Source organism: Kineococcus lubricus (genome assembly GCF_050871965.1).
GTDB lineage: Bacteria > Actinomycetota > Actinomycetes > Actinomycetales > Kineococcaceae > Kineococcus.
In genome coordinates this window covers 21,040-34,442 of record NZ_JBJLSK010000016.1, presented here as the reverse complement: position 1 = coordinate 34,442, position 13,403 = coordinate 21,040, and the positions used below count along the sequence as shown (strand labels likewise).

Here is a 13,403-nt window from a genome sequence, read left to right as displayed (position 1 = left end):
CGCGCGGCACGGCCCGGCGTCCGAGCCGCACGGTCACGGTGACCGCCCCGCCCGGAGGTGTCCTGTGCGCTCCCCGACCCCGCCCCGCCCCGCCCGCGCCGCCCGTCCGGGGGGCCGCCGGCTGCTCCTGGCCCCCGCGCTGGCCCTGACCCTGCTGCTGGGGGCCGCCGCGTGCAGCGGCTCCGGCGCCGACTCCTCCTCGGGGTCCACCGGGGGCCCGCCGCAGCAGGCGCAGGACGCCGGCGGCGGGTCCGTCGCGGCCGAGGCGAGCGGTGCGGACGCGGCGGGGGCGCAGGCCGTGGTCGGCCCGGACACCGCCGGGCCGGGCCGCTCGATCGTCTCCACCGCCACCGTCGCGGTGCGCGTGCGCGACCTGCCGGCCGCGGTGGAGGCCGTCCGGGCGCGGGCGGAGTCGGCCGGCGGGCTCGTCAGCGCCAGCAGCACCGGCGGCGCGGACGGCGCCGAGCACGCGCACCTGACCCTGCGGGTGCCCTCGGCCGCGTTCGAGGACACCCTCGACGCGGTCGCCGGGCTCGGGCAGCAGACCGAGCGCACGACCGGCTCGAACGACGTGAGCACCGAGGTCGCCGACGTCGACAGCCGGGTGGCCTCGGCGCAGGCCGTCCTGCAGACGTTCCGCGACCGGCTGCCGCTGGCGACGACCGTCCCGGACGTCCTGGCGATCGAGGGCGAGATCGCCCGGCGGCAGGCGGACCTGGAGGCGCTGCAGGCGCGGCAGCGGACCCTGGCCGACCAGGTGTCGCTGGCGACCGTCGACGTCGACCTGGTCCGCGGCGCTCCGCCGGCCGCGGTCCGGGCCGCCGACCAGCCCGGTTTCACCGGGGGCCTGGTGGCGGGCTGGCACGCCCTGGGCGAGGTCGCGCGGGTCCTCACCCTGGTCGTCGGGGCGGTCCTGCCGTTCGCGGTGCCGCTCGCGCTCGTGGGGGTCCCGGTGTGGCTGGTGCTGCGCCGCCGCCGGTCCGCCGCCGGCGGCCCACCGGCCGCCGGGGCCGCGGCGGAGTGACCCCCCGGCGGTCGCGTCTCACCACGGCCCGACCGTGAGGACCAGCCAGCGCCGGAACGCCTCGGTCCACTGCGCCGTGTGCGGGATCGCCCGCTGCCCGAACGCTCCGTGGGCCACCCCGTCGGCCAGCCCGACCCCGTGCCCGCCCTCGGGGTAGACGTGCAGCTCCACGGGCACGTCGTGCTCGGCCAGGACCCGCGCCCACGCCAGGGCGTTGGGCAGGCCGGGCCGGTCCTGCGCCGTGGCCCAGACGAACGTCGGGGCGGTGCCCGCGGTGACGTGGTGCACCGGTGAGAGCTCGGCCGCGAGCCCGCTGCGGTCCCCCAGCAGCGCCGCGACCGCCGCGTCCGGCAGCAGCGCGAGGTCCGCCAGGCCGTAGGACTGGACGTGGAAGGCCGGCCGGGGGACGGTCGCCGGGGGCGGCTCGACGCTCAGGACCGCCCCGGTCGCCAGCAGACCGGCCAGCAGACCGCCTGCGCTGGAACCGATCACGCCGGTGCGCGCGCAGTCCGCCCCCGCCAGCAGGTCCCCGGCCAGCAGCGCCGCGAGCGCCGTCCGGGCCTGCTGCAGCGCCAGCGGGAACGGGTCGGGCCGCAGCCGGTAGCGCAGGACGACGGCGCCGAGGCCGAGGGAGTTCAGCCGGTGCGCGTAGCCCTCGCCGTCGTGCGGGGTGTGCTCGCGGAAGCCGCCGCCGGGCAGCACGAGCAGCGCCGGGGCCCCGGGGACGGGGAACTCCTGCACGTCCAGGGTCACGCCGTCGATGACGACGGGGTTCACGACGGGGTTCACGACGGGGTTCACAGCGGCCCCAGGGCGTCGGCGGGCGCGACGGGCAGGTCCAGGGTCTCCAGCACGGTCCTCAGCTGCCTCTCCTCGTAGCGGAAGTGGTTCTCCATCACCGCGGCCACGCCCTCGAGGTGCCGGGCGAGGTCGTCGGGGCCGGCGTCGCGCTCGACGGCGTCGGCGAGGCCGGTCAGCAGGTACCGGATCGTGGAGTGGTCCTGCTCCAGGGCCCGCAGCACGGGCCGCAGGTGCGGGTGGGCGGCCGCGACCGCGGGGAACAGCGTCCGGTCCTCGCCGCGGTGGTGGCCGTCGAGGGCGGCGCAGAACCCCCGGCAGTGCAGCAGGAGGTCACCGGCGGTGGGCGCGTCCAGCCCGTCGCGCGCCAGGCGCAGCGCCCGGTGGAGTCGTTCGTGCACCTGGTGCAGTTCCCGGCCCCAGGCGGTGAGGCGTTCCGTCCCGCGCTCAGGCACGCGGGGACGGAAGGGGGCGACGGTCCACGTCGGGCTCCCTCGGTCCGGCGCCTCCATGCTTGGGACGGTCTCCCACCGGCACGCGACGCTGGACCGATGCTACCGACGGTGACCCTTCCCGTCACGGGTGCGGACGGCCCCGGACCGCGGCGCGTGTCGTGGGCCCGGCGCATCCGCTGGTAACCTTGACGATGCCTTCGCTCCGTGCGGAGGTCACGGTCTCCCACCGTCCCCCCCGGTGTCCCCACGCCGGGAGTCCCCGGTGGAGCGACCGCCCTCTGACACTGATCACCGATCGACAGGAAGACGGAGCACGTGGCCAACATCAAGTCGCAGAAGAAGCGCATCCTCACCAACGAGAAGGCGCGCCTGCGCAACAAGGCCGTCAAGTCGGAGCTGCGCACCGTCGTGCGCCACTTCAAGGAAGCCCTCGCCTCGGGCGACTCGGCCAAGGCCCAGGCCGCGCTGGCCCTGGCGAGCAAGAAGCTCGACAAGGCCGTGAGCAAGGGCGTCATCCACAAGAACCAGGCCGCCAACCGCAAGTCGGCCATCGCCAAGGCCGCGGCCAAGGCCTGATCCACCGCTCCTCGCCGAGGGCCGGTCCCCGTCCGGGGGCCGGCCCTCGGTGCGTCCGGGCCCGTGCTGGCGGCCGGTCAGCGGCGGGCCGCGGCCACCACCCGCACGGCCCGTTCGAGGGCGTGCTCGGCGTGGGCGCCGCCGCCCTTGACGGCGTGGTCGGCGGCCGCGACGGCCAGGATCGCGTCGGCCAGCCCCTGGGGGGACAGGTTCCGCACCTCGCGCTGGGCCTTCTCCACCAGCCACGGGGCCATCCCGAGGTCGCGGGCCAGGTCGGCGGCCCGGCCGCGGCCGGCGGCGGCCACCTTCGCCAGCTGCCGCAACCGCGACGCCAGCGCGGCGACGACCACGACGGCGGGCACCCCGGTGGCGGCGGCGTGCCGCACGAGCACCAGCGCCTGCCCCTCCTCCCCCGCGATCGCCGCGTCGGCGACCTCGAACCCCGTCGCCTCCCGCCGCCCCCCGTGGTAGCGGTGCACGGCGTCCTCGGTGACCGTCCCGTCGGTGTCGGTGAGCAGCTGGTCGACCGCGGCGGCGAGCTCCCCGAGGTCGCTGCCCAGGGCCTGCACCAGGGCCCGCGCCGCCTCCACGTCGATGCGGCGGCGCGCGCGGCGCACGTCGGCCAGGACGAAGTCGACCTTCTCCTGGTCGCGCTTGAGCGGCTGGCACGACACCTCCGCGACGCCGGGCACCGCCCGGGCCGCGTCGAGGACCTTCTTGGCCTTGTTGCCGCCGCGGTGGCGCAGCACCAGGACGACCGACTCCACCGGGGCGCGCAGGTACTCCAGGACGTCCTCGACGAAGGCGTCGGTGGCGGCGTCCACCCCGTCGACCAGCACCAGCGACCGTTCGTCGAACAGCGACGGGGACGTCCAGGTCGCGAGCTGGCCCTTCTGGTAGCCGGCCGCCGCGACGTCGGTGCGCTCGAAGGCCGGGTCCTGCTCGCGCACCCGGGCCAGCAGCGCCGAGAACGCGCGGTCGGCCAGCGCCTCCTCGGACCCGGCGAGCAGGACGACCGGCGCGGGGGCCAGGTCGTGGGGGGTGACGGTGCCCTCGCCGCCCTTGGCGGCGGACCGGCTGCGGCCCGCGGTGCGGCTCTTGCTGGAGGACTGGGCGGCGGGCACGGCCACACTGTCGCACGGGGGCCGGACACCGGCCGCGCGCCGGGCGCGGGGCCGCTCAGGGCGGGCTCGCGCGGTCCATCGCCGCGACGACGTCGTCCCGCCCGTCCCCGGCGAAGCCCTCCCGGACCCGCTCGCGCAGCCGCGGCGGCTTGTCCTGGCTCATCTTGAACTGCGCCCGCACGTCCTCCACGTGCGCGGCGAAGGCGACGACCCCGGGCAGGATCCGGCGGACGTGCTCCAGCGAGGGGGTCACGTCCCAGGGCGCGGCCCGCCGGGCCTCCAGGGCCCGCACCGTCTCCAGCACCACGTGCAGCGTCGCCTCCCCCGCCGGCAGCACCTCGATCCGGGCGGTGACGTGGACGGCGGCGTAGTTCCACGTGGGGGCGGCCGGGGCCGTCCGGTAGACCGTCGGCGAGACGTAGCCGGAGGCGCCGGAGAACACCAGCAGCGCGCGGGGGTGCGCGGTGAACCCCCGCCACTGCGGGTTCGCCGCGGCCAGGTGGCCCAGGAGGACGTCGCCGGCCCGCACCGCCGGGGCGGCGCCGGCGCCCCGCACGACCGGCACGTGCGTCGCCACCGGCACGGCCCGGACGCCGTCGCCCTCGACGCCCACGAGCAGCGCGAACGGGTGCGCGTCCACCAGCTCGGCGACCGCGGCGTCCGAGGGGGCCCGGTACTCGTCGGGGACGTGCATCAGGTGCCGGCCCGGTGGGTGAACTCCCCGCCCAGCACGGTGGCGAGGACCTCGGTGCGGCGCAGGGCGTCCGCTCCCCCGTTCGCGAACGCGCGGGCGGGGTCGTCGGCGACGAGGACGAGGTCGGCCCGGTCCCCGACGTGGACGTCGCGCCGGCCCCCGCAGGCGGCGGCGAGGGCGACGTCGAGGGGCAGGTGCTGGTCGGGGCGCCAGGGGTCGCGCTCGTCGACGCTGCGGTGCACGGCGCTGGCCACCGCGTCCCACGGGTCCAGCGGCGCGACGGGGGCGTCGGAGCCGAGCCGCAGCTGCGCGCCCGCGGCCAGCAGCGCGGCGTAGGGGTAGGCGCGCCCGGCCCCGGTGGGCCAGTGCCGCTCGACGGCGTCGCGGTCGTCGACGGCGTGCCGCGGCTGGATGCTCGCGACCACGCCGAGGCGGGCGAAGCGGGGCAGGTCCTGGGGGTGGACCTGCTGGGCGTGCTCGAGGGAGCCGGTGGCGGCGGTGGCCTCGAAGGCGTCGAGGGCGACGCGGACGGCGTCGTCGCCGATGGCGTGGACGGCGACCGCCAGGCCGTGGGAGGTGGCCCGGCGCAGGCCCGGTTCCAGCTCCTCCGGCCGCAGGCGCAGCACCCCGTGGCCGCCGGAGGGGTACTCCTCGCGGCAGAACGCGGTGCGGGTGCCCAGCGACCCGTCGACCACGAACTTCACCGGCCCCACCCGGACCCGGCCGGGGGCGCCGGGGACCAGGTCGCCGGTGCGCAGCCCCGCCTCGACGGCCTCCTCCAGCCAGTCGGTCCAGACGCCGGCCTCGACCCGCACGGCGGGGCGCTCGCGCCGGGCCCAGGCGGTGATCGGCGCGTACTCCAGGTCGACGAGGCCGGTGACCCCGCGGGCGGCCGCGGCGGCCGTCGCCTCGGCGACCCACCGGTCCAGGACCGCGTCGCCGACGTCGCCGGCGGTGGTCAGCAGCCGCATCGCCGGCGCCTCCCGCAGCACCCCGGTGGGGTCGTCGACCCCGAAGCGCCGCGCGGCGGCCGAGTTCACCCACGCCGCGTGCAGGTCCGCGCTGACGACGAGGACGGGCCGGTCGGGGAACCGGGCGTCCAGCACGTCGCGGTGAGCGGGCCGCGTCCACAGCGCGTCCCGGTACCCGTGGCCGACCAGGAGGTCCCCGCCGGTCCCGGCGGCCGCGGCGAGGACGTCGGCGACCTCGGCGGCGGAGGCCGCGGCGAGGACGTCGACGCGCCGACGGGCCGCGGCCCACTGGGTGAGGTGGACGTGGGCGTCGACGAGCCCGGGCAGCAGCACCGCGCCGCCGGCCTCGACGACCTCGACGTCCCCCAGGGGGTCCAGCCCGGTCGCGGCGGCGCGCAGGTCGTCGCCGACCGCGACGACGCGGCCCCCGGCGAGGAGGACGTCGACGACCCGCCCGCGGCGGCGGACCTCGTGCAGCAGCAGCGCGCTCACCGGCTGACCTCCAGCCGGGCGACCCGGCGGCGGGCCTGCTCGGCGGGGTCGGGCACCGGCGCCGCCGCCAGCAGCCGGGCGGTGAAGTCGTGCCGCGGGGCGGTGAGGACCTGGTCGCGGGGTCCTTCCTCGACGAGCCGGCCGTCCTTGAGGACGGCCACCCGGTGGCACAGCTGCTCGACGACGGCGAGGTCGTGGGAGATGAACACGCAGGCGAAGCCGAGCTCGGCCTGCAGCCGGCGCAGGAGGCGCAGGACGGTCGCCTGGACGGACACGTCGAGCGCGGAGGTCGGCTCGTCGGCGACGAGCAGGTCCGGGCGCAGGCTCAGGGCGCGGGCGATGGCCACCCGCTGCCGCTGCCCGCCGGACAGCTCGTGGGGGTAGCGGCCGGCCCAGGTGGGGGGCAGTTCCACCGACTCGAGCAGTTCCGCGGTCCGGGCCCGCACGGCCGGCCCGCGCAGCCCGGCCAGCGCGGTGAGGGGTTCGGCCAGGGCGTCGCCCACGGTCCGGCGCGGGTCCAGGGAGGCGGTGGGGTTCTGGAACACCACCCCGGTGCGGCGCCGGGCCCGCCGCCGCGCCCGGCGGTCGGTGCCGGTGGTGCGGTCGCCGCCGACCTCGACCGAACCCCCGGCGACGGGGACGAGGCCCACCAGGGCCCGCCCGACGGTCGACTTGCCCGACCCCGACTCCCCGACGAGGCCGAGGACCTCGCCGCGGCGCACCGAGAACGTCACCCCGTCGACGGCGCGGACCGGGCGGCGCCGCCACCCGCGCCCGCCGAACTCGACGACGAGGTCCTCGACCCGCAGGAACGGCGGGGCCGCGGTGTCGACGGGCGGCGGGTCCGGTGCGGTGCCCCGGCCGGGGACGGCGGACAGCAGGTCCCGGGTGTACTGCTCGCGGGGGGCGTCGAACAGCTCCTCGACGGGGGCGCTCTCCACGACCCGCCCCGCGCGCATCACCACGACCCGGTCGGCGAGGTCGGCGACGACGCCCATGTCGTGGGTGATGAGCACGATCGAGGTGCGGGTGCGGGCGGCGACGTCGCGCAGCAGGTCGAGGACCTCCTGCTGGACGGTGACGTCGAGGGCGGTGGTGGGCTCGTCGGCGAGCAGCACGTCGGGTTCCCCGGCCAGCGCCATCGCGAGGACGACCCGCTGGCACTGGCCCCCGGACAGCTGGTGGGGGTACTGGCCGAGCCGGCGCTCGGGGTCGGGCAGGTCCACCGCGCGCAGCAGGTCCAGGGCCCGCGCCCGGGCCCGGGCCGCGCTGAGCCGGGGGTCGTGGACCCGCAGGAGCTCGACGAGCTGGAACCCGACGGTGAACACCGGATCCAGGGAGTTCAGCGGGTCCTGGAAGACCATCGCGATCCGCCGTCCGCGCAGCGCCCGCAGTTCCGGTTCGGGCAGCGCGAGCAGGTCGCGGCCGTCGAACTCGATCGTGCCGGTGGTCCTGGCCCCGGGGGGCAGCAGCCCCAGCACGGCCAGCGCCGTCGCGCTCTTGCCGGAGCCGGACTCGCCGACGACGGCGAGGACCTCGCCGCGCCGCAGTTCCCAGCCGGCGCCGGTGACGGCGGGGACGTCGCGGCCGTCGACGGGGAAGGTGACGCCGACGTCGCGCAGGCGCAGGACCACGTCGGGGGTCGGGTCGTTCACGGGGATCACCGCTGCCGGGGGTCGAGGGCGTCGCGCAGCACGTCGCCGAGCCAGACGAGGGACAGCACCGTCACGGCCAGGAACGTGCCCGGCCACAGGAGCAGGTGCGGGGCGGAGGACAGCTGCTGCTGGGCCTCGGCGAGCTGGCGGCCCCAGGAGACGGCCGGGGCCTGCAGGCCGACCCCCAGGTAGGTCAGGGTCGACTCCGCGACGATGATCTGCCCGACCGCGATGGTGGCGACGGCCAGCACCGGGCCGAGGGCGTTGGGCAGCACGTGGCGGGTGGTGGTCCGCCAGGCCCCCAGGCCCATCGCCTGCGAGGCCAGCACGAACTCCGCGCCCCGCACGCTGCGGACCGAGGAGCGCACCAGCCGGGCCATCACGGGCCAGGAGAAGATCCCCAGCACCAGGGACACCGTCCAGACCGACCGGTCGCCCAGGCTGATGAGGACGACCAGGGCGCCCAGCAGGAACGGGAACCCGAGGAACACGTCGGTGGTGCGGGCGAAGAGGGTGTCCAGCCAGCCGTCGCGCAACCCCGCCAGGGTGCCCACGACGAGGGCGACGACCAGGGCGAGGAACGTCGCGGCGAACCCGACGGCCAGGGAGTTGCGGGTGCCGTGGACGACGTTGGCGTACACGTCGCAGCCCTGGACGTCGAACCCGAAGGGGTGCCCGGCCGTGGCGGGGCCGACGGTGCGGGCCAGGTCGCAGGCGCGGGGGTCGCCGTGGCCGAAGTAGCCGGCGACCCAGCCGGGGAACAGGGCGACGACCACGAGCAGCGCGAGGAGGACGGCGGGCACCCAGAACCCGGCGCGGCGGCGCAGCGTGGGCCAGACCCCCCGCGCGCGCAGGGCCGGGGAGGCCGGGACGGTGAGGGTGGTGGGTTCAGCCACGACGGATCCTGGGGTCGAGGGCGGAGGCGACGACGTCGACGACGAGGCTGGTCAGCAGGAACACGAGGATCAGCGCCGTCGAGACGCCCACGACGGTCGCCCCCTCGTGGGTGCTCACCGCGCTCACGAGCAGCTGCCCGACGCCGGGGAGGTTGAAGACGCCCTCCACCACGACCGCACCCCCGAGCAGCAGCCCGAGGTCGGTGGCCAGGAACGTCACGACGGGGATCGCGGAGTTCCGCGACACGTGCACGGCCAGGACCCGGCCGGGGGTGAACCCCTTGGCCCGGTGGGTGCGCACGAAGTCCGAGCCCAGGGTCCCCGCGACGCTGCCGCGCACCAGCCGCGCGACGGGCGCCAGGCCGAAGACGGCGATGACGGCGGCCGGCATGAGGAACGCCGTCGGCCAGCCCGCGGCGTCGCCCGCGACCGGCAGCACGCCCAACCGCACGCCGAACACCAGCCGGGCGGTGACGGCGAGGACGAACACCGGGACCGCGGAGACGACGACGGTCAGCAGCAGGACCCCGCGGTCCAGGACCGTGCCGCGCCGCACGCCGGCGACGACGCCCAGGACGATCCCGCCCACGACCTGCATCGCCCACGCGGTGAGGGCGAGGGTGACGGTGGTGGGCCAGCGCGCGGCCATCTGCTCGGTGACGGGGCGGCCGGCGAAGTCGGTGCCCAGGTCCCCGCGCAGCAGACCGGCCAGGTGCAGCAGGTACTGCCGCCACAGCGGTTCGTCGAGGTGGTGCTCGGCCCGCAGTTGCGCCACGACGCTGGGCGACAGGGGGCGGTCCCCGCCCAGGGCGGCGACGGGGTCGCCCGGCAGGGCGAAGACGAGGGCGTGCAGGACGAAGGTGACGCCCAGGAACACCACGACGAGTTCCCCGAGCCGGCGGGTGAGGTGGGCGGTCACGAGGGCCCCGCCGGGAGTTCCGCCGAGGGTTCCGCCGCCTCGTCGCGCAGCGCGAGGGCCGTCGCCAGCGTCGAGCCGTACTGGACGCCGACGAGGTCGGCGATGTCGAGGCGCTGGGTGCCGCGCAGCCGGGCGGCGTCCTGCTGCCAGTCCTCGAGCAGGTCGGCGGCGCGCCGGTGCAGCCGCCGCAGTTCCGGCCCGGCGAGCCCGCCGGCGACGGGGGCGGCCAGGGCCCGGACCAGCATCCCGCCGTAGCGCAGCCGGAACATGCGGACGAAGTCGGCGGCGGAGAACTCCTCCGCGACGGTCGCGGGGCGCTGCGCGGCGGGGTCGGCGGCGCGGGCGCGGTCGTGGCGCGCGACGTCGGCGAACATCGGCACGAACGCCCGTGAGGCCCGCAGGAACGGGGTCGGCGGCCCGGTCCGGGGTTCGGTCAGGTGCGGTTCGGCCGCGGCGAGGATCCCGGTGAGTTCCCGTCCGTCGGCGGCCAGCGCGTCGGCCTTCGCGGTGAGCACCTCGCGCTGGGTGCGGGTCGTGGGCGTGGTGTCGTCGGCGGCCGGGTGCGACCAGTACGGCAGTTCCGCGACGAGGGAGAACGTGCCGTGCCGGTGCGCCCACTCCGCCGAGGAGGTGCCGCCCTGGTGGTCGGCGGGGTCGACGCCGAGCTCCTCGAGGAGGTCGAGGACCTCCCCGAGGCCGGGCAGGCCGAAGACGGCGTCGCCGAGGACGGGGGCCACCGGGTTCTCGGGTTCGCCGAGGTCCAGCGGCAGCCCGAGCGCGGCCGGGACGGCGTGCAGCGCCTCGACCAGCCCGGGCAGGGCGCGGGAGACGTAGTAGTACACCCCGCCCATCTCCCCGTTGTGCAGCGCCACCAGCAGCCGGGGCCGCAGGTCGTCGATGAGCCGCATCAGGGCCAGCGTCTCGGGCGTGGGGGCGTCGAAGTAGCACCCCTTGTGCGCGAACGGGAAGGACCACTCCACCTGCTCGGCCGGGGCGGGGCGGTAGAAGTGCCGGCTGTAGTGGCCCCGCTCGAAGGGGCCGGCGAACCAGCCCTCGTTGAGCCGGGCGCCGTCGGGGTCGATGCAGGGCACGACGTGCCAGACCGCCCCGAGGTCGCGGCGCAGCGCGGCGTCGGTGCACAGCTCCCGGGCCAGGTGCAGCGACGTGCAGGCCCCGACGGGTTCGTTGGGGTGGACCCCGCCGACGACGAGGTTCACCGGCAGGCCGGGGTCCTGCTCCCCGACCTCGAAGCACTCGATGGGTTCCCCGAGCCGGGAGGTGCCGACCCGGCGGACGCGGACGAGGTCGGGGAACTGCGCGGCGAGGGCGTGGAACCGCCCGCTCAGCTCGTCGACGGTGGGGAAACCGGGGATGGGCGGGACCGAGCCGGCCCGGGCCACGACGTCGTCCACCCAGGCGGGGCGGGGGGCGGGGACCGTCCCGCCGGTCCTCGCGGCGGTGCTGCCGCTGGTCGTGCTGCTCGTCGTGGTCACGAGACCAGTTCCACCTTCGACAGGATCGGGCTGCCGTTGGCGGCGGGGAGCCCGGCGACGTCCTCGGAGGTGACGTAGGAGTACGTCTCGAAGAACATCGGCGCGGCCGGGAACGCCGCCTGGACGAGTTCCTGCGCGGCTGCGTACCCCTGCTCGGCGGCGGCCTGGTCGACCTGCCGGTCGGCGGCGGCGATGGCGGCCTCGGTGGCGGGGTCCTTCCACGCCACGCAGGGAGCGCAGCCGCCGGTCGTGGTGAAGAACGCCCGCAGGGTGTTCTGCTGGCTGGGGTACAGCGCGCCCCAGCGGGAGAAGAACGGCCCGGTCATCTCCCCGGCGGTGCGGGCGCTGGCGAACGAGGCCCAGTCGCTGGACGGGCGGGCGACGACGTCGGCCAGGCCGAGGTTCTGCCGCAGCTGGTTCGCGTACGCCTCGTAGACGGTGTCGAGCCCGACCCCGCCGGGGTAGACGACCTCCATGGTCCCGGAGAACCCGCCCGCCTGGGCCAGCAGCGCCTTCGCCGCGGCGGGGTCGAACTCGCAGTAGCGCCCGCAGATGCCCTCGGGCGTGCCCGCCTCGGCGGGCGGCGTCCACGCGGTGGCCGGTTCGTACAGCCCCCCGTACACGGCCCGGTTCACGGCGTCGCGGTCGACGGCCATCGAGATGGCCTGCCGCACCCGGACGTCGGCGTAGCGGGGGTCGTCCAGCGGCAGCCCGAGGTAGGAGATGCCGGGGGCGTCGAAGGTGTGCAGCCGGTCGCCGAAGTCGGCCGCGGCGGCGGTGTACTTGTCGGCGGGCAGGAACAGGACGTCGGCGTTGCCGGCCTGCACGTCGGTGTAGGCGGTGGTCATGTCGGTGTAGGGCTGGAAGGTGATCTCGTCGACGGTGGGTTCCTCGCCGGCGTAGTCGGGGTAGGCGGTGAGGGTCAGCGGCTGGTCCGGTTCCCAGGCCCCGGTCGCCCGGAACGGCCCGTTGCCGACCGGGCGGGCGTCGAAGGCGTCGGGGTCGGCCAGGGCGGTGTCGGGCAGCGGGTAGAACCCGGTCTGGCCCTGGGAGAGCTGGTAGGGGAACTGCCCGTCGGGGGCGGTGAGGGTGACGGTGAACGTGGTGTCGTCGACGACGGCGAGTCCCGACATGGTCGTCGCCACGGGTTCGCCCTCGGCGGGGTTGAGGTCGGCGTAGCCGGCGATGGCGGCCATCTGGCCGTTGTTCTCCCAGGCGTTGGGGCCGTAGGCGACGGCGTTCCAGGCGTCGACGTAGTTCTTCGCGGTGACCGGCGTGCCGTCGTGGAAGGTCCAGCCCTGCTTCAGCCGCACCGTCCAGGTGGTGCCGTCGGGCGACTCGACCGACTCGGCCGCGGCCATCACCAGCTCGCCGTCCTCGTCGACGGCGGTGAGGGAGGTGAACAGCGCCTGGGCCTGGTCGAAGGCGACGGTCTGCCGACCGGGGTTGAGGTGGTCCGGGGTGCCGACGGCGACGGTGATCGAGGCGGTGGAGCCGCCCGGCCCGCCGCTGTCGTCGTCGCCGGCGGAGCAGGCGGAGACCGCGAGCGCGGTGGTGAGGGCGAGGGCGAGCAGGGCGCGGGGACGGCGGGAACGCGACATCGGGGCCTCCTGGTCGGTGGGTGGGCCCACTCTGCACCTGTCGGCCTTGGAAAGCTACGGATCTTTCAGTATGAAATGAACTCTTAACGGCGCGGTGACACGCCGGTCCCGGGCGCCCGTGCCACGATGAGGTCCCCGCGCGGCGGTGGACGAGGAGGGAACCCGGTGGTGCAGCGATCGGACGAGACCGGCGACCCCGGCGAGACCGGTGAGGCCGCGATGCCCGCCGACCGGCTGGCCCTCGTCGAGGAGTTCGGCCTGGCCTGGTCCGCCGGCGGCGCCCCCCGCATGGAGGGCCGGGTGATCGGCTACCTGCTCCTGTCGGAGGCTCCGCACGTCTCGGCCGGGCACCTGGCCCGCGAGCTGCGCGCCAGCGCCGGGTCGGTGTCGACGACGACGCGCCGCCTGGAGGAGGCCGGTTTCATCCACCGGCACGCCGTCCCCGGGGACCGCCGCCACCACTACCGGATGGAGGAGGACGTCTGGGGCAGTTTCCTCGCCGGGGAACGCAAGTACCTGTTCCGCAGCGCCCGCTTCGCCGAGGACGCGCTGGACCTGTTCGGGCCCGGGGACTCCCCCACCCACCGCCGGCTGCAGAACATGCGCGACTACTTCGAGTGGCTCGCCGGGTACCACCGCAAGATGCTCGCCGAGTGGGCCGAGGTCAAGGCCCAGCGCGACGCCCCCCGCGGCCGGCGCTGAGCC

Annotated in this window: 13 protein-coding genes; 3 read left to right on the top strand and 10 right to left on the bottom strand. The window is 76.6% G+C overall.

Translation table 11 applies throughout. From position 1 onward, the window contains the following. Nucleotides 1-64 precede the first annotated feature (64 nt). Nucleotides 65-1,024, top strand: a complete 960-nt coding sequence (locus ACRYRX_RS13605; RefSeq protein ID WP_432512572.1) for a DUF4349 domain-containing protein — start codon at nt 65-67, stop codon at nt 1,022-1,024. A gap of 18 nt (nt 1,025-1,042) precedes the next feature. Here the strand turns inward: ACRYRX_RS13605 and ACRYRX_RS13600 are convergent, their stop codons facing one another. Continuing rightward, complete coding sequence (locus tag ACRYRX_RS13600; RefSeq protein WP_432512570.1) at nt 1,043-1,813, bottom strand: alpha/beta hydrolase; 771 nt, start codon at nt 1,811-1,813, stop codon at nt 1,043-1,045. Nucleotides 1,814-1,821: 8 nt separating this feature from the next. Further along, nucleotides 1,822-2,277: a hemerythrin domain-containing protein gene (locus ACRYRX_RS13595; RefSeq protein ID WP_432512569.1), complete on the bottom strand. Its 456-nt coding sequence runs from the start codon at nt 2,275-2,277 to the stop codon at nt 1,822-1,824. 315 nt (nt 2,278-2,592) lie between these two features. Here ACRYRX_RS13595 and rpsT point away from each other — a divergent pair, with 315 nt between their 5' ends. Further along, nucleotides 2,593-2,853 carry a 30S ribosomal protein S20 gene (gene rpsT, locus ACRYRX_RS13590; RefSeq protein WP_432512567.1) on the top strand — a complete coding sequence of 87 codons (261 nt, stop codon included), beginning with the start codon at nt 2,593-2,595 and terminating at the stop codon, nt 2,851-2,853. A 77-nt stretch (nt 2,854-2,930) separates the two neighbouring features. On the opposite strand, the gene holA is transcribed toward rpsT, so the two are convergent. Genes holA through ACRYRX_RS13550 form a run of 8 tightly spaced genes read right to left on the bottom strand, consistent with a single transcriptional unit; the run spans nt 2,931 to nt 12,698 of the window. After that, nucleotides 2,931-3,977: a DNA polymerase III subunit delta gene (gene holA / locus ACRYRX_RS13585; RefSeq protein ID WP_432512565.1), complete on the bottom strand. Its 1,047-nt coding sequence runs from the start codon at nt 3,975-3,977 to the stop codon at nt 2,931-2,933. Nucleotides 3,978-4,032: 55 nt separating this feature from the next. Beyond that, nucleotides 4,033-4,671, bottom strand: coding sequence for an FMN-binding negative transcriptional regulator (locus ACRYRX_RS13580; RefSeq protein WP_432512564.1), 639 nt, complete (start codon nt 4,669-4,671; stop codon nt 4,033-4,035). Beyond that, on the bottom strand, nt 4,671-6,134 hold the full coding sequence (locus ACRYRX_RS13575; protein ID WP_432512562.1) for an amidohydrolase: 1,464 nt from the start codon (nt 6,132-6,134) through the stop codon (nt 4,671-4,673). Before ACRYRX_RS13575 ends, ACRYRX_RS13580 begins: the two co-directional genes overlap by 1 nt. After that, nucleotides 6,131-7,789: a dipeptide ABC transporter ATP-binding protein gene (locus ACRYRX_RS13570; protein WP_432512560.1), complete on the bottom strand. Its 1,659-nt coding sequence runs from the start codon at nt 7,787-7,789 to the stop codon at nt 6,131-6,133. The genes ACRYRX_RS13575 and ACRYRX_RS13570 overlap by 4 nt, the downstream gene beginning before the upstream one ends. Nucleotides 7,790-7,794: 5 nt before the next feature. After that, nucleotides 7,795-8,685, bottom strand: a complete 891-nt coding sequence (locus ACRYRX_RS13565; RefSeq protein WP_432512558.1) for an ABC transporter permease — start codon at nt 8,683-8,685, stop codon at nt 7,795-7,797. Continuing rightward, complete coding sequence (locus ACRYRX_RS13560) at nt 8,678-9,604, bottom strand: ABC transporter permease (protein ID WP_432512557.1); 927 nt, start codon at nt 9,602-9,604, stop codon at nt 8,678-8,680. The genes ACRYRX_RS13565 and ACRYRX_RS13560 overlap by 8 nt, the downstream gene beginning before the upstream one ends. Continuing rightward, entirely contained in the window at nt 9,601-11,097 is a 1,497-nt protein-coding gene (locus tag ACRYRX_RS13555; protein ID WP_432512555.1) for a M14 family zinc carboxypeptidase, read from the bottom strand. Before ACRYRX_RS13555 ends, ACRYRX_RS13560 begins: the two co-directional genes overlap by 4 nt. Beyond that, nucleotides 11,094-12,698 carry a peptide ABC transporter substrate-binding protein gene (locus ACRYRX_RS13550; protein WP_432512554.1) on the bottom strand — a complete coding sequence of 535 codons (1,605 nt, stop codon included), beginning with the start codon at nt 12,696-12,698 and terminating at the stop codon, nt 11,094-11,096. Before ACRYRX_RS13550 ends, ACRYRX_RS13555 begins: the two co-directional genes overlap by 4 nt. Nucleotides 12,699-12,863: 165 nt before the next feature. On the opposite strand from ACRYRX_RS13550, the gene ACRYRX_RS13545 reads away from it, so the two are divergent. Further along, nucleotides 12,864-13,400 (top strand): GbsR/MarR family transcriptional regulator, encoded by a 537-nt coding sequence (locus tag ACRYRX_RS13545; protein WP_432512552.1) that lies wholly within the window; start codon nt 12,864-12,866, stop codon nt 13,398-13,400. Nucleotides 13,401-13,403 lie beyond the last annotated feature (3 nt).

What these genes read in the sequence shown, in the direction of transcription:
- ACRYRX_RS13580 (WP_432512564.1), bottom strand. Translation starts at nt 4,671, where the DNA reads ATGCACGTCCCCGACGAGTACCGGGCCCCCTCGGACGCCGCGGTCGCC.
- ACRYRX_RS13550 (WP_432512554.1), bottom strand. Translation starts at nt 12,698, where the DNA reads ATGTCGCGTTCCCGCCGTCCCCGCGCCCTGCTCGCCCTCGCCCTCACC.